Annotated in this window: 16 protein-coding genes; all 16 read left to right on the plus strand. The window is 32.0% G+C overall.

What is annotated here, in order from left to right; translation table 11 throughout:
* The first annotated feature begins 5 nt into the window (after positions 1-5).
* Positions 6-1,232 carry a class I SAM-dependent rRNA methyltransferase gene (locus tag ACVCZW_RS08990; RefSeq protein WP_452229874.1) on the plus strand — a complete coding sequence of 409 codons (1,227 nt, stop codon included), beginning with the start codon at positions 6-8 and terminating at the stop codon, positions 1,230-1,232.
* Positions 1,233-1,278: 46 nt separating this feature from the next.
* Positions 1,279-1,782 (plus strand): CIA30 family protein, encoded by a 504-nt coding sequence (locus tag ACVCZW_RS08995; RefSeq protein ID WP_452232202.1) that lies wholly within the window; start codon positions 1,279-1,281, stop codon positions 1,780-1,782.
* Positions 1,783-1,982: 200 nt separating this feature from the next.
* Positions 1,983-2,615, plus strand: a complete 633-nt coding sequence (locus tag ACVCZW_RS09000; protein WP_452232203.1) for a dioxygenase family protein — start codon at positions 1,983-1,985, stop codon at positions 2,613-2,615.
* A gap of 210 nt (positions 2,616-2,825) precedes the next feature.
* Positions 2,826-3,944 carry a DEAD/DEAH box helicase gene (locus tag ACVCZW_RS09005; RefSeq protein ID WP_452232204.1) on the plus strand — a complete coding sequence of 373 codons (1,119 nt, stop codon included), beginning with the start codon at positions 2,826-2,828 and terminating at the stop codon, positions 3,942-3,944.
* Positions 3,945-3,981: 37 nt separating this feature from the next.
* Positions 3,982-4,560, plus strand: a complete 579-nt coding sequence (locus ACVCZW_RS09010; protein ID WP_452232205.1) for an RNA polymerase sigma factor — start codon at positions 3,982-3,984, stop codon at positions 4,558-4,560.
* 36 nt (positions 4,561-4,596) lie between these two features.
* Complete coding sequence (locus ACVCZW_RS09015) at positions 4,597-4,908, plus strand: hypothetical protein (RefSeq protein WP_452229879.1); 312 nt, start codon at positions 4,597-4,599, stop codon at positions 4,906-4,908.
* 5 nt (positions 4,909-4,913) lie between these two features.
* Entirely contained in the window at positions 4,914-5,432 is a 519-nt protein-coding gene (locus ACVCZW_RS09020) for a hypothetical protein (RefSeq protein WP_452229880.1), read from the plus strand.
* Between the two features lie 130 nt (positions 5,433-5,562).
* Entirely contained in the window at positions 5,563-5,847 is a 285-nt protein-coding gene (locus ACVCZW_RS09025; protein ID WP_452232206.1) for an EF-hand domain-containing protein, read from the plus strand.
* 119 nt (positions 5,848-5,966) lie between these two features.
* On the plus strand, positions 5,967-6,683 hold the full coding sequence (locus ACVCZW_RS09030; RefSeq protein WP_452232207.1) for a CotH kinase family protein: 717 nt from the start codon (positions 5,967-5,969) through the stop codon (positions 6,681-6,683).
* A gap of 33 nt (positions 6,684-6,716) precedes the next feature.
* Positions 6,717-7,466: a hypothetical protein gene (locus tag ACVCZW_RS09035; RefSeq protein ID WP_452232208.1), complete on the plus strand. Its 750-nt coding sequence runs from the start codon at positions 6,717-6,719 to the stop codon at positions 7,464-7,466.
* Between the two features lie 72 nt (positions 7,467-7,538).
* Entirely contained in the window at positions 7,539-8,078 is a 540-nt protein-coding gene (locus ACVCZW_RS09040) for an EF-hand domain-containing protein (RefSeq protein ID WP_452232209.1), read from the plus strand.
* An 18-nt stretch (positions 8,079-8,096) separates the two neighbouring features.
* Entirely contained in the window at positions 8,097-9,248 is a 1,152-nt protein-coding gene (locus tag ACVCZW_RS09045) for a YHYH protein (RefSeq protein WP_452232210.1), read from the plus strand.
* Between the two features lie 77 nt (positions 9,249-9,325).
* Positions 9,326-10,231: a YHYH protein gene (locus ACVCZW_RS09050; RefSeq protein WP_452229886.1), complete on the plus strand. Its 906-nt coding sequence runs from the start codon at positions 9,326-9,328 to the stop codon at positions 10,229-10,231.
* Between the two features lie 22 nt (positions 10,232-10,253).
* Positions 10,254-10,829: a toxin-antitoxin system YwqK family antitoxin gene (locus ACVCZW_RS09055; RefSeq protein WP_452232211.1), complete on the plus strand. Its 576-nt coding sequence runs from the start codon at positions 10,254-10,256 to the stop codon at positions 10,827-10,829.
* Positions 10,816-11,469 (plus strand): SCO family protein, encoded by a 654-nt coding sequence (locus ACVCZW_RS09060; RefSeq protein ID WP_452229888.1) that lies wholly within the window; start codon positions 10,816-10,818, stop codon positions 11,467-11,469. Before ACVCZW_RS09055 ends, ACVCZW_RS09060 begins: the two co-directional genes overlap by 14 nt.
* A gap of 106 nt (positions 11,470-11,575) precedes the next feature.
* Positions 11,576-15,265, plus strand: a complete 3,690-nt coding sequence (locus ACVCZW_RS09065) for a metallophosphoesterase (protein ID WP_452232212.1) — start codon at positions 11,576-11,578, stop codon at positions 15,263-15,265.
* Positions 15,266-15,523: the final 258 nt, after the last annotated feature.

The following is a 15,523-nucleotide window of genomic DNA, read 5'->3' on the forward strand; positions in this document are numbered from 1 at the left end:
TTTTTATGCAGTTTACAAGAGCTTTTTCTACTACAAATACCAGTCAGCGTATTGCCGTTAAATTAAACGCAAAAGGAGAGAGGTCTGTAATGCAAGAACATCCTTGGGTTTTTTCAGATAGTATTATAAAAACGAATAAGGATCCGCAAACAGGAGATCTAGCCATTATTTTTGGGAAGAATAAAAACAAAATTATTGGCTTTGGTTTATTCGATTTAGCTTCGCCTATTCGAATTAAAATGATTCACCATGGAGATCCAATTGCCATTGATGCTAGTTTTTTTAATCAGAAAATAGTGGAAGCTTTTAGTAAAAGAACTTCTTTATTAAAAACAAATACCAATAGTTATAGATTGCTTTTTGGTGAGAATGATGGTTTCCCAGGTTTAATTGCAGACGTATATGATACTGTTTTGGTGGTAAAAGTATATTCCGAAATTTGGCTAAATTATTTGCAAAGTATTTTAGAAGCACTAATAAAAACTAGTGATTGTAAAACGGTTGTTTTACGTTTAAGCAGAAACCTAGAACAAAGTAAGGCGCATGATTTAAAAGATGGAGAAGTAGTTTACGGTATTTTAGAAAATGAAGTGGTACAGTTTGTAGAACATGGTGTGCAGTTTTCTGCAAACGTAATTCATGGGCACAAAACTGGTTATTTTTTAGATCATAGATTAAACAGAAAGCAAGTAGGAGCGTGGAGTCGTGGAAAAACAGTTTTAGATGTTTTTAGTTATGCTGGCGGATTTTCGGTACATGCTTTGGCAAATCAAGCTAAAGAAGTTACTAGTTTAGATATTAGTAAACAAGCATTAGAAATGGCTGTTGCTAACGGGAAATTAAACACCTATTCCGGAACCCATAAAACCATTGCTGGAGATGCTTTTGCGGCAATGAAACAATTAGTAAAGAATAACACGACGTATGATGTTGTGGTTATAGATCCACCAAGTTTTGCAAAACAACAAAGCGAAATAGATTTAGCCAAGAAAAAATATGCACAACTAGCTAGTTTAGGTTTGCAGTTAACGGCTAAAAATGGTTTATTAGTTTTGGCTTCTTGTTCTAGTAGAATTCTAGCACAGACTTTTTTCGATATCAATGCACAAGTTTTAAGAGATTCCAACAGAAATTATAAAGTGATTTTAAAAACAGAGCATGACACAGACCATCCTATCGGATTTCCAGAAGGTGCTTATTTAAAATGTGGTTATTATCGATTAGAAAAATAGCTTTTCTAAGAAAATGAAAATTATATATTTATTCTTAATTTTGTGTATGGCATACCAAGATAAAACATCTAATATTTTCGATTCTAAAACAAAAAATAATGCCAATAATTGGTACGTGGTTAATGATGGTGTCATGGGAGGACTTTCTAAAAGTTCTTTAGAAATTAGTGCGGATGGAAAAGCTTTATTTAAAGGCGATGTAAGTACAGAAAACAATGGAGGTTTTGCTTCCGTACGTTATACTTTTACTAAAAAAGAGGTTTCCAAATTTAGCCATATAGTACTCTTAATTAAAGGCGATGGAAAAGACTATCAATTCCGAATTAAAGAAGAACAAAATCAACGTCATTCCTATTTAGCAAAGTTTTCTACTTCCGGAAAGTGGGAAACTATTAAAATTCCATTTTCCGATTTTTATCCCGGTTTTAGAGGAAATACATTAGATATTCCAAATTTTTCTGGAAAACGTATGGAAGAAATTGCGTTTCTAATTGCTAATAAAACAAAAGAATCTTTTCAACTAGAAATAGCCCATATTGTATTGGAGTAAAAAGAAAGGAAATGTTTTAGAAATCTGAAAACCAATTGGATAGCTTAGTTTTAATGCCTAAACTTGAAATTTGGTGTTCCTTTCATCGGGTTTTTTTGAATAAAATTCCTGTTCATCGTGTATTTCTATAGTTCATAAGATTTTTTGTGTGCTATTGCGCTGAATATTATAGTTTTAACCTCTTGAAACTATCAAATATTATGAAAAGCTTAGTTACTATTTTTTGTTGTACCCTTTTTATCGGAGCATACCAAACGTTACATGCACAAGATTCTGCGGATAATGCTACGGCATTTGCAATTAACCTTCAGGAAGATTTCACGGATGCGAATTCCGAAATAAAAGAATTTAATAAAAATACAGATAGTGTACCTGATTTTCAGTTAAAACAAGAAAAGATTAAAATCGTTGGAACCATTTTTCAATCCGACGGAATAACGCCTGCCAATAATGTTACGCTTTCTATATCGCAACCAGATGAAGATGGTTATTACAGTATTCAAAAAGATAAAGATAAGCGCCAAATATATCATAGTGCTTCTATAATAACGGATGTGGATGGTAAGTATACTTTTTATACTTTTATTCCTGGAACGGTGCATAGAAGTGGCCATGTAAAATCTATTCGCCCTGTTATAAAAGAAGAAGGTAAGGAAGCTTATGAACTACATGCTTTTTATTTTGACAATGATCCTTTGCTAACGAAATATCGCATGAAACGGTTAACGAAAAAAGGACTAGATAAAAGTATTCTAAAATTAGAAAAAAAAGAAGATATGTTTGTTGCTAATAAAGATATTATTCTTGGTAAAGATCTTTTAGACTGCAAATAAAAGAGTGCTTCAAATACTTTAATACATAAAAACATCTGGAAACAAACCCAAGATGTTTTTTGCTTTTACATCCTTTTTGCACTTATATTTCTTAAAAATCGGAATTTTGTTTTTCGTCTAAATAATATTAAAACGTGTACTAGAAAGAATATTCAGATTATATTCGTTTTATTTGTGTACAATTAATAGTAAAATAGATTAGAACCCATTATGGCATCATTTTCAGAATTAGGTATTCATAAAAACTACGTGAAATCCTTAAAAGAATTAGGGATTAAAGCACCTACGGAAATTCAGGAACAAGCAATTCCTATTTTAATACAATCTAAAACAGATTTAGTAGGTTTAGCCCAAACAGGTACAGGGAAAACTGCTGCCTATGGTTTGCCGGTTTTACATCGTATTAATCCTAAAAAACCAGAAATTCAAGCCTTAATTTTAGCGCCAACAAGAGAGCTTGTGCAACAAATAAAGAAGCAACTCTTTAAGTTCACGAAATATAATGATGCTAAAATATTTTGTGAAGGTGTTTATGGAGGAGAGAAAATAGATATTCAAATTAAAAACTTAAAACGTACAACGCATATTATTGTTGCTACTCCAGGACGTTTGGTCGATTTAATAAACCGTGAAATTCTAGATTTAAAAAATGTAGAAACTTTAGTTTTAGACGAAGCAGATGAAATGTTAAGCATGGGTTTTAAAGAGGATTTAACTACTATTTTAAAAACGACCAAAAGCACTAAAAATACTTGGCTATTTTCTGCAACGATGTCAGAATCGTTAAAAGATATTGTTAAGCGCTATATTAAACCAGATGCTGTTAGACTTGAAATAGATAGAAATAGTTTGGTAAACGCTAATATTTCGCACTTTTTTGTAGAAACTACCATACAAAATAAAATAAATGTTTTAGTAACGCTATTAGAAGAGCGCGATGAAGAAAGAGGTATCATTTTCTGCAAAACAAAAGCTGGTACACAAGCTTTAACACATCAGCTACAGCAAGAAGGTTTTAATGTTGGTGCTTTAGAAGGCGATATGCAACAAAGAGAACGCGAAAAAGTAATGCGTGCTTTTAAAAATACTAGTGTTCAAATATTAATTTCTACAGATGTATCTGCAAGAGGAATAGATGTAAATAATCTAGGGTATATTATTCATTATCAATTACCAGAACATTTAGAATATTATACGCACAGATCTGGTAGAACAGCAAGAGCTGGAAAAACAGGAGAATCTATTGCTTTGGTGCTATCTAATGAAGTATCAAGAGTACACGAAATTGAAAAAGCATTAGGTATTAAAATGAAACAAAAAACAGTTTAAATAACTTATATTCAATAGAAGTATTTAAAGTACGTATTTGGAAGAGCAAGATTTTATTAATGATTTAAGAGCAGGAAAACAATTTGCCTATGGAAAGCTATTGGATATATTTCAGCAAAAAGTATTCGCTACTTGCATCTCTTTTGTCCCAAATAAAGAGGACGCCGAAGATATAGCCCAAGATGTTTTTGTAGAAGTTTTTAATTCGATACATAAGTTTAAAGGGAACTCTAAATTATCTACTTGGATTTATAGAATTACCACCAATAAGTGTCTGGAGTTTATTAGAAAAAAGAATACCAAAAAGCGTTTTGCATTTTTACAATCGCTAACCGGAAATGATATTCCATTAGATAAAACAAATTACTTTACAGAGATAAATCATCCAGGAGTTCTATTAGAACAAAAAGAAACTAGTGATACCTTATTTCTTGCCATAAATAAACTGCCTGAAGCCCAACGAATAGTCTTTACATTAAATAAAATAGACGATAAAAGTTATAAGGAAATTAGCGAGATTACAGATAGAAGTATTAGTTCTATTGAGTCTCTATTGTTTAGAGCAAAAAAGAATTTACAAATCTCACTAGAACATTTTTATAAAAATGAAAAGTAAGCGCAAGTTTTTACAAATTTATGCATCTAAATAATTATGGAATCGAATAAAAACATTCAAGAAAAAATAGATAACACGTTCAAAGCTGCCGAAGCAATAGAGCAAGTGTCTGTATCTCCTTTTTTTAAAGATAAAACTATGCAACGTATGTTTTCTGTAAAAGAAGAAGAAAAAGTTGCTTGGTCTTGGTTCTCACCAAAACTGCAGCTTACTACTTTAGCTTGTGTTGTTATTATAAATGTAGTAGCATTTACACAAGTTAATAAAACGAGTTATGATGAGAATATTAATCAATTTGCAGAATCTTACGGTTTAGATACTAGCGAGTCTAACTCTTTTTTAAATTAAGGAACATGAAAAAAAATACCGTTTTATATATTTTACTCGTTTTTTTAGTTTTAGTTAATGGATTTTTTCTTTTTAACTTTTTAGGTGAAATAACTTCAGATAAAGGAATAGAAGCGAGAGACCCAATGGGTTTTGTAAGGGAACAATTAAATTTGAGTGCATCGCAAATAGAAACTTTTGAAATTATTAATAAAGAACATCATCAAAAAATGATGGGTTTTAATGATGATTTAAAAGCGTTAAAAGACGCATTGTTTAATAATATTTCTGAAAATTCTTTAAATAAAGAAAGTATCGACTCCATTGCAACCTTAATAGGTGAAAAGCAAAAGGTAAAAGAAATAGAAATATATGATCATTTTAAAGGTATTCAAGAACTTTGTAATCCGAAACAAAAAGAAAAATTCAAGAAGATATTAAAAGACGCTCTTCGCAGAGGTGATGGAAACAGACCTCCGCCTCCAGAAGGTGAAAAGGGTCGAGATGGAAATGGGCATAGACCGCCGCCACCAAACGATTTTTAATACCTAAAAAATAAGTAAAAGACGCTTCAAACTGAAGGGTCTTTTTTTTGGCTTTTATTTAACAAAAACCTACACAAGTAATTTCATTTATAGACATCTAAAAACACATAACAAATAAAATAATACCATTATGAAAAGAAGCACATTTAAAACAATAGTATTGGTTTTCGGATTAACAGTATGTATGTCGAATTCTAGTTTTGCACAATCGGAAGGCAGACAACAAAAAACACCACCAACTTTTAGTGAGTTAATAAAAGAAATGGATGCCAATGAAGATGGGAAACTTTCAGAAGATGAAATTAAAGGTCCGTTAAAAGAAAATTTTGATAAAATAGATACAGATGAAGACGGATTTATTACGGAAGAAGAATTTGATAAAGCACCAAAACCAAAAGGTAGAGGAAAAAGATAAACAAAGTAGAAGATAGTTTTTTGAGTGATTAGTGAATTGTTATGAAGGCTTCGTAAGCAATTACGAAGCTTTTTTAAAGCTAAATAACTTATTAAATAATAGAACTAAAGAAAATAATAATGAAAAAACTAAAAAGAAGTATACATTTTCTTTTAGTGTCTTTAACATGCAGCACTTCCTTACTAACTTTCCATGCTTGTACTAGTGATGATGATATGGTAACCTCGATAGAAGAAGTAGACGACACCGATTTTGAAGCAACAGATTGGACTACATTAACGCATAGTAGTGATGTAGATGCAAATGTGGATGAAGTTTTTGATGACAACACCGTAAAAAAACTAGAAATTGTTATTACAGAGGCACGTTGGCAAAGTATGCTCGAGGATATGACAGAAACTTATGGTGCATTTGGTGCAGGCGCTGCTACCAGTTCAATGCATACCGAAGAAGGATCCATTTTTGTTCCCGCGGGAGTATTCTATAACGGACTAGAATGGTATAGAGTTGGGGTTTCTTTTAAAGGCGATTCTACTTTACAAAGTAGTTGGCAAAATGGCATTTTAAAACTATCCTTCAAATTAGATTTTGACTTGTTTGAAAAGGATTACCCACAAATAGAAAACCAACGTTTTTATGGTTTTAAAAAATTAAATCTTCACAATAATTTTGATAACAAATTCATGTTGCGAGAAAACGCCATGAGTGATGTCGCTAAAGATTCAGGAATAGAGCCAAATTATACTGCTTTCTATAAAGTATATATAAATCATGGAGATGGAACAGAGTATTTTGGTTTATATACGCTAGCGGAAGAAGTGGATGATACCGTTTAACATAAATTCTATGACTTTTAATATAAAGGAACAATGAAGATATTCAGAAAAATTAGAAGAACATTAATTGCGTCAGGCAAAACTAGGAGTTATATAATCTATGCCTTTGGTGAAATTCTATTAATTGTTATTGGGATATTAATAGCTTGGAAGATTAATAGTATAAATGAAATCCGAAAAAACAGAATTGTAGAAGTGAAAATTTACCAAAGTTTAAATGAAGAGTTAAATACTAATTTAATATTATTAGACTCTTCCATTGTTCGGTATGCTAAAAATGTGCAAACCATTCAAAACACAATAAAAAGTATTCGTTCGCAACCTCAGGAAATCACAGAAGCACTAAAAGAAGGAATTATTAATGTTAAGTTTCAGGCCACAAAACTGCAAAGCGCATCGATAAATTCGGTAAGTAGTACCAATAAATTTGAATTTATAAAAAGTGACTTACTAAGAGATTTAATTGCTTCGTACCCAAATGAGTTAAATAATTTTGAAAACCAAGATGCTAAAATTGGAAATATTGTGATTAACCGATTACAACCAGTGATAGAATCTCATGTTTCGTTAATTGATATTCTATTAAATAGGGAATCAAAATATAATAAGAATACTTCTTTTTCTGCAACGTCAGATTATGTAAAACTATTAAACAATAGAGCATATCAAAATGTATTGGTCGACAGATTAATACAAACAGAAAATCAATTAATAATTGGCAATAACCTAAGAGATAAAACACAAATAATCGCTTATAAATTGAATAAAGAACTAGGTAATTAAAAAAAGCTATAGCAAACACCAGTTTTTTTACAATAACACATCTAAAGATTAAATCACTATAATTTATTCCATATGAAAACGAACAATTTAAAAACAACAATAACTATTTTCTCCATGCTACTATGTTTTAGCGTATTTGCTCAAGGACCTCCAGGAGGCGGTGGTGGAAGAAGTGGAGGGAAAGGGCAAGGACAGCAAAGAGAAAAACCGGATGCATCCGAAATTCTATCGAAGCTAGACACCAATAACGATGGTCTTATTGATAAAGACGAAGCTTCTAGCGATAAACGAGGAAAAATTGCAGAAGATTTTGAGGTCATAGATACCAATGATGATGGGTTTATTGATTTAGAAGAATTGAAAGATTCCTTAAATGGTAAATCAAAACCCAAAAAAGTTTCAGCAAAAAAGATAATTAAAGAAATAGATGATAACGGAGATGGCACCTTAAATGAATTAGAAGTTGCTGCTAAAGGAAAACGCGATTTATCCATAAAATTTAGTGAAATCGATACCAACGGAGATGCAGAATTGGATCTAGAAGAACTAAAGTTTTTTTACAAAAAAGATGAGGACGACGATAAAAAATCAAAACGAAAAAAAAGAGATTAATTGTTTAAAATAATTAAAATGATAAATCAATATAAAATGATAACCATTCTGTTAGTGACCTTATTAATTGGTTGCAAAACTAATAATAATTCGCATAGTCATGATGGTTTAGAAAGCCATTCTCATGAACATGAGGATCATAATCAGAATACAGAAACAAATAGTAAACCAGACTATTTTGGTAATTATGAGCTAGAAAATACTGTTTTTGGTACAAAAACAAAAGTAACTGTTGAAGGTGATCAACGTGTAATGGTAACAAATGCATTACCAAATCACAAAACAGGAGAGTTTCCAAATCCAGGAAACCCAAATACCATTTCTGTTCAAAATAAGACGTACACTTTTCCATTAAATCCTGTTTATACAGGTAAATCAAAATGGATGCGGGAACCAGGAATTGCTTTAAACGGTATTAAATTTGAACCGCAAACGGCAGAAGTTGTGGTTTGTGAAACAGGAGAAAATTATCGTGTAGAAGCCATCCAAGACGTTATAAATTTAGGCCTAGATTTCAATCATGCACATGTACAGCCAACTGGAGAATATCATTATCACGGTACCCCAACGTCTATGATTGAAACATTTGATACAGGGAAAGATTTAGTACATATTGGTTTTGCCCATGATGGTTTTCCTATGTATTATTCTAAAAGTGGAAAATACAAACCTAGTTTTACACTTGTAGAAGGCGATAGAGAAGGTGAAGATTGTACGTATGATAATCCTATGGAACACATGGATATATCTGTTGGTGGTCATCATGACGGAACTTATGGTTCCGATTATGAGTATATAGATGGATCTGGAGATTTAGATGCCTGTAACGGAATCGAAATAGATGGACAATATATGTACTTCGTCACTAATGAATTCCCTTATGTTGGTAGATGTGTTATGGGAGAAGTTTCTTCAAATAGTAATCCAGGAGGACCTCCAAACAGTCAACAAGGAGGAGGACGTCCAAGTATTTCAGAAATTTTCACGAAAATGGATATCAATAAAGATGGTAAACTTTCTAGTACTGAAACAGAAGGACCATTAAAAGAAGATTTTTCTAAAATAGATATAAATAAAGATACTTACATATCTAAAGAAGAATTGCAAAAAGCTTCTAAAGGGAATAATCAAAGACCAAAAGGAGGAAAACCACAAGGTCGAATAAATTAAAAAAAAAATAATTTAAAAATTTGCGCAAGTTATAATCATTTAAAGCATCTAAAAACTAAATACTAAAAATTTATACTATGAAAAACCTATTTAAATTAACATTATTATCCCTGTTTTTAATAACAGGATTTATTGCTTGTTCAAGTGATGATAACGGATCAAGTGAAGAAGAAGCAGAAGCAGAAGAAACAACATGGTATCAAGATGCAGATGGCGATGGTTATGGAGATCCTAGTGTATCCACAACGTCATCTACACAACCAGATGGTTATGTTAGTAATAATACAGATTCTGACGATACCGACCCTGATTCAGAAAATGCAGTATCCGAATTGCACGCCGCTTTTGCAGAATTTGATGCAACAAATTTAACCATCATGTTAAGCGGAACAAACGTTGTTATTGAAACTAATGGTTTGCCTAATCATACATCACCATATTGGTCTAGTACACATGCGTTATTTGTTGAGCCTACAGTTACTTCTTATGCTGAAATGGCACCAGGTAATATTGATGATTTTAACGGATCGTATTCATTAACCGTTTCTGCAAATCCGCAATTAGCATCTAGTTCTACTGCAACAGGTTTAGGAGCAATAGGTATTGCGATTAGTGGATCGATGATTTATAATGATGAAGAAGGTCCAAATGTACCTTTAGATAATGCAGTAGGATCTTTAGATTACACTGCTGCACATACAGGACCACAAAGTTACCATTACCATTTAGAAACAAAAGCATGGTCTGATGATGATGAAAATTTAATTGGTATAATTGCTGATGGATTTTTCCTTTACGGAAGAAAATGTAATGCAACAGGAGCATATCCAACAGATTTAGATGCGTCTGGAGGACATACAAGTACTACACAACATACAGATGTTGCAGAGTACCATTACCATATTCAAAACGAATTATATTTAAACTCATATTATATATTATTCCCAGGTGATTATCAAGGAACTCCAAGTAATATTCAATAAAAGCTGTTTAGTATTCAGTTTTATGCTCTTTTTTAATTGTCAGAATAAGACAGTTAAAAAAGAGCAATTAACTGCGGTTGCTATGGAGGTTTCTTTACCCGAAGTTTCCAAATCCGCATTAATGCTAAAGCCAAATATTGGACTTGTCTATTATCAAGATACCCCTTTTACCGGTATTTCTGTTTTAAGTTATCCTAACGGAAATATGGCAGAATCTATTCCGTATAAAAATGGAAAAAAAGATGGAACGTTAAAGAAATGGTTTGAAAATAAAACATTAAGTTTTGAAGCATTTTATAAAAACGGAAAGTTGGAAGAAACTGCTACATCTTGGTGGTTGAATGGAAATATAAGATCCGAGTCTCACTATAAAAATGGGATTGCCAACGGTATTCAAAAACAATGGTACAAAACTGGAGAACTATTTAAACAAATGACTATTGTAAATGGTAAGGAAGAAGGCATGCAAAAAGCATGGAGAAGAAACGGAAAAATATATAATAATTATGAAGCAAAAAATGGTAGAATCTTCGGATTAAAACGTGCCAATTTATGCTTTCAATTAGAAGAAGAAATTGTACAAGATGAAAAATTATAGTTATACTTTAATACTACTAATTATTTTTGCTAGTTGTAAAAATAAAAGTACAGAAAAAACAAGTAGAGTAGCCACTTTACCATTTTATAATGAAGCTAATTTTACACCTAATTGGTTAGATTTAGATGGAGACAAAAGTAATGATTTTCATGAAATTCCAGACTTTTCATTAACCAATCAAGATGGAAATACAGTTACACAAGAAACTTTTAAAGATAAAATTTATATCGCAGATTTCTTCTTTACTTCTTGTTCTGGTATTTGTCCTAAAATGACAGCCAATATGTCTCTTTTACAAGAAGCATTTTTAGAAGACGATGATGTTTTATTGATTTCACATTCGGTAACACCAGAAAGTGATTCTGTTCCCGTTTTAAAACGCTATGCAGAAACCAAAGGCGTTATTTCTAATAAATGGCATTTAGTTACTGGAGATAGAAATGAAATTTATGACTTGGGTAGAAAAGCATACTTTATAGAAGAAGATTTAGGGGAAACTAAAACAGCTGATGATTTTTTGCATACCGAAAACTTTGTGTTAATTGATAAAAACAAACATATTAGAGGAATCTATAATGGCTTAAATAAAACTTCTATTGCGCAATTGATTACAGATATAAAAACGCTCAAAATCGAATAAACAATAATAGAATAGTCTTAAAATAAAACAGGAAACATTGTAAGGTATTTTAAAAAGGTATAACTAACTTTAAAGGTTTTCCGGTTTACTTTAAAATATATTATAAATGGCTAAAAATTTACTAAGACTATTATTATTTTTCTTTATTTTTTCTTGTGCTACCTATAAAGCACAGTACAATACTACCACTACTAATAATGGATTTCCTGATAAAGAAATTGAACATTCTTTCTATTTAATTGGGGATGGAGGTAATTCACCGTTAGGAGAATCTTCAAAAACATTACAAGCTTTCAAAGCGGAATTAGCCAAAGCTTCCAAAAATAGTACGGCTATTTTTCTTGGAGATAATATTTATCCGAAAGGATTACCAAAGGAAGGAAGTGAAGGTAGAGCATTCGCAGAACATCAATTAAACATTCAAACGCAAACTACAGCAAACTTTAAAGGGAATGCTATTTTTATTCCTGGAAATCACGATTGGTATAGCAACGGACTTAAAGGGTTAAAACGCCAAGAGAAGTATATTGAGAATATTTTAGGGAAAGACACTTTTTTACCAGAAAATGGCTGTCCGATAGAAAAAATACATGTTTCTGATGATGTCGAATTAATACTTATTGATACGCAATGGTTTGTTGTTAATTGGGATAATCATCCAACTATTAATGATGATTGTGAGATTAAAACGAGAGAACTTTTTTTTGATGAATACAGCAGTTTAATTAAAAAAGCTAGAGGTAAAACAACCATTGTTGCTTTGCATCATCCTATGTATACTAATGGAATTCATGGCGGCCAATATGATTTTAAAAGCCACATGAAACCAATTCCGGTTTTGGGATCTCTTAAAAATCTATTGCGAATTACCACAGGAGTTGCCAATGCAGATATACAAAACAAACGGTATAACGAATTAAGAAAACGACTGATAACTATTTCACAAGAAAACAGTAAAATAGTTTTTGTTTCTGGTCATGAGCATAATTTACAATATTTAGTTGAAGATAATTTACGTCAAATTGTAAGTGGTTCTGGTTCAAAAGTTACTGCAACAAGAAATGTTGGAGGCGGGCAATTTTCATACGGAACTCCAGGCTATTCCAGATTAGATGTTTTTAAAGATGGTTCTTCATATGTTCGTTTTTATTCGGTAGAAGAGGATAAAATTGTATTTGAAACCGAAGTATTAAAGCCAGATGCAAATAAATCGGATACCATTTATCCGAAAACTTTTCCGAAAGCAATAACTTCTTCCATTTATACAGATGAAGAAACAGATAAAACAGGTCTCACAAAATTCCTTTGGGGAGAAAGATATAGAAGCACTTACAGCACAAAGGTTACAGCGCCAACGGTAGATTTAGATACCCTTTTTGGAGGTGTCACTATTGGTCGTCGTGGTGGAGGAACACAATCTAAATCCTTACGTCTTATAACCAAAGATGGAAAAAAACAATATGTCATGCGTGCCATGCGAAAATTGGGTACACAATATTTACAAGCTGCATTTTTTAAAGATCAATACCTCGATGGTAAGTTCGACGATACGGCAGCAGAAGATCTAATTTTAGATGTATTTACAGGATCACATCCGTATGCACTTTTTACCGTTGGTGATTTGTCCGATGCTGCAGGGATTTATCATTTAAATCCGAAACTATATTATATTCCGAAGCAAAATGCACTTGGAGATTTTAATGAACAATTTGGGGATGCGTTATATATGATTGAAGAACATGCTTCTGATGGTCATGGCGATCAAGCAAGTTTTGGGTTTTCGAATACCGTTTTTAGCACAGCAGATGTGATGAAAGAACTTCATAAAGATGAAGATATGGTCATGGATGAAGCAGCTTATATCCGCGCCCGTTTATTTGATATGTTAATTGGAGATTGGGATAGGCACCAAGATCAATGGCGTTGGTTAGAGTTTAAAGAAAATGGTAAAAAAGTATATAGACCTTTACCAAGAGATAGGGATCAAGTGTTTTCTATCATGTCAGATGGTGCAATGCTTACCTCCGCTGTTGCAATTATTCCTACCGCTAGATTGTTACGAAAATATGACGATGACTTAGTCGATGTTAAAGGTGTAAATGTAGAGCCTTATCCTTTAGATATGGAGTTTATTATGCAATCGGATAAAGCAGTTTGGGATGCACAAGTTAAAACCATTCAAGAAGGAATTACCGATGCAGTTATTGATAAAGCTTTTTTAAATTTCCCGGAAGAAGTTAGGGGAGAAGTAACCGATAAAATCAAAACAACTTTAAAAGCACGTCGCGCGAATCTTCAAAAAATAGCAGATAGATATTTTAATTTAGTAAATCGGTTTGCTGTAATAAAAGGAACGAATAAAGACGATTGGTTTGATGTAGAACGTTTACCTAACGGAAAAACAAAGGTTACAGCATATAGAATTAAAGGTGGTGAAAAAGCAGATATTTTTCATGAATGTATTTATGATATTAAGAAAACTAAAGAAGTATGGATTTATGGTTTAGATGATGATGATACTTTTCATGTCTTTGGACAGGATACCAAAAACCAAATGCGTGTGCGTTTAATTGGCGGACAGAATAACGATGTATATAATATTGAAGAAGGAAAACGGATTACTTTTTACGATTATAAGTCGAAAAAAAACACCATTATTACCAATAAAGGACATCAAAAGTTTACAGACGATTACGAAACGAATGTGTACGATTACAAGAAGCTAAAAAACAATATAAACCAGATTATTCCAACTGTTGGCTCTAATCCAGATGATGGTTTGAAAATAGGTGTTTCTAATACGTACACGACTTATGGTTTTGAACGAAATCCTTTTACTTCACAACACACGCTATCTGCGGCTTATTATTTTGCAACCAATGGTTTTGAATTGAATTATAAAGGAGAATTTGCAAATGTATTTAAAGGCTTGAATTTTGGTTTGGATCTTCATTTTAATAGTCCTAATTATTCTATAAACTTCTTTGATTATGGGAATTCTACTCCAAATTTTGAAGCAGATGAAGATCTTGTTAGTTTAGATTATAACCGAGTGAAAATAAGAACGTTTTTTGCGATGTCATCTTTAGTATGGCGCGGACAATTAGGAGGCTACTTTAAAGCTGGTGTTTTATTTGAAAACAATGAAGTGGAACGAACTAACGGACGATTTATCAATACTTTTATAGGAGATGGAAACGAAGTAAGTGATACTTTTTATGGTGCAGATGCTAAGTACTCTTTTGAAAATAAAGATAATGAAGCGTTCCCAACATTAGGAATGCAATTTGGCTTGCAAGTGGGTTTTAAAAATAATATTGATTCTAATAAGGGCTTTGGGTATATCATTCCGGAATTAGGTTTTGATTATAAATTAATTCCAAGTGGAAAATTAGTTTTAGCTACTAATTTTAGTGGTCATTTTAATTTGGGAGATAATTACGAGTTTTACCAAGCTGCAACTTTAGGCGCAAATACAGGTCTACGTGGTTATAGAAACGAGCGATTTACAGGTAAAAGTGCTTTTGTTCAAAGTACCGATTTGCGTCTTAATTTTTTAAGCTTAAAAACAAACATACTTCCAATAAGCCTTGGTGTTTATGCTGGTGCCGATTACGGACGTGTTTGGGTAGATAATGATTTGGTTGCAACTAGATCTTATAATAGTGACAGTTGGAATACTTCCTTTGGAGGTGGTGTTTTTGTTACTATGGTAGAAATGTTTACCGCAAATGTATCTGCTTTTAATAGTGAAGATGGTATGCGTTTTGCTTTTAAATTAGGCTTCGGATTTTAGAAATATTTATGATAATAAATTGTCCGATTAAATACAACTAACTAGCACAAAAATTGCGTTTTAACAACATATATTCCCCGTTATTTTAAAATTCACGGATGATGTTCTTGCGTAGCTTTTTAAAGTTTTTGGCATATGGCCAACGTCTGTAAAACCCAATTCGTCTGCAATTTGAGTTGGTGTAAAATCGGAATCTACTATAAAAATCTTTTAAAAATAAACTGTTCTATGTTATTTACCGGAATGGCCTTTGTTATG

The sequence above is a fragment of the Lacinutrix sp. MEBiC02595 genome (genome assembly GCF_053601555.1).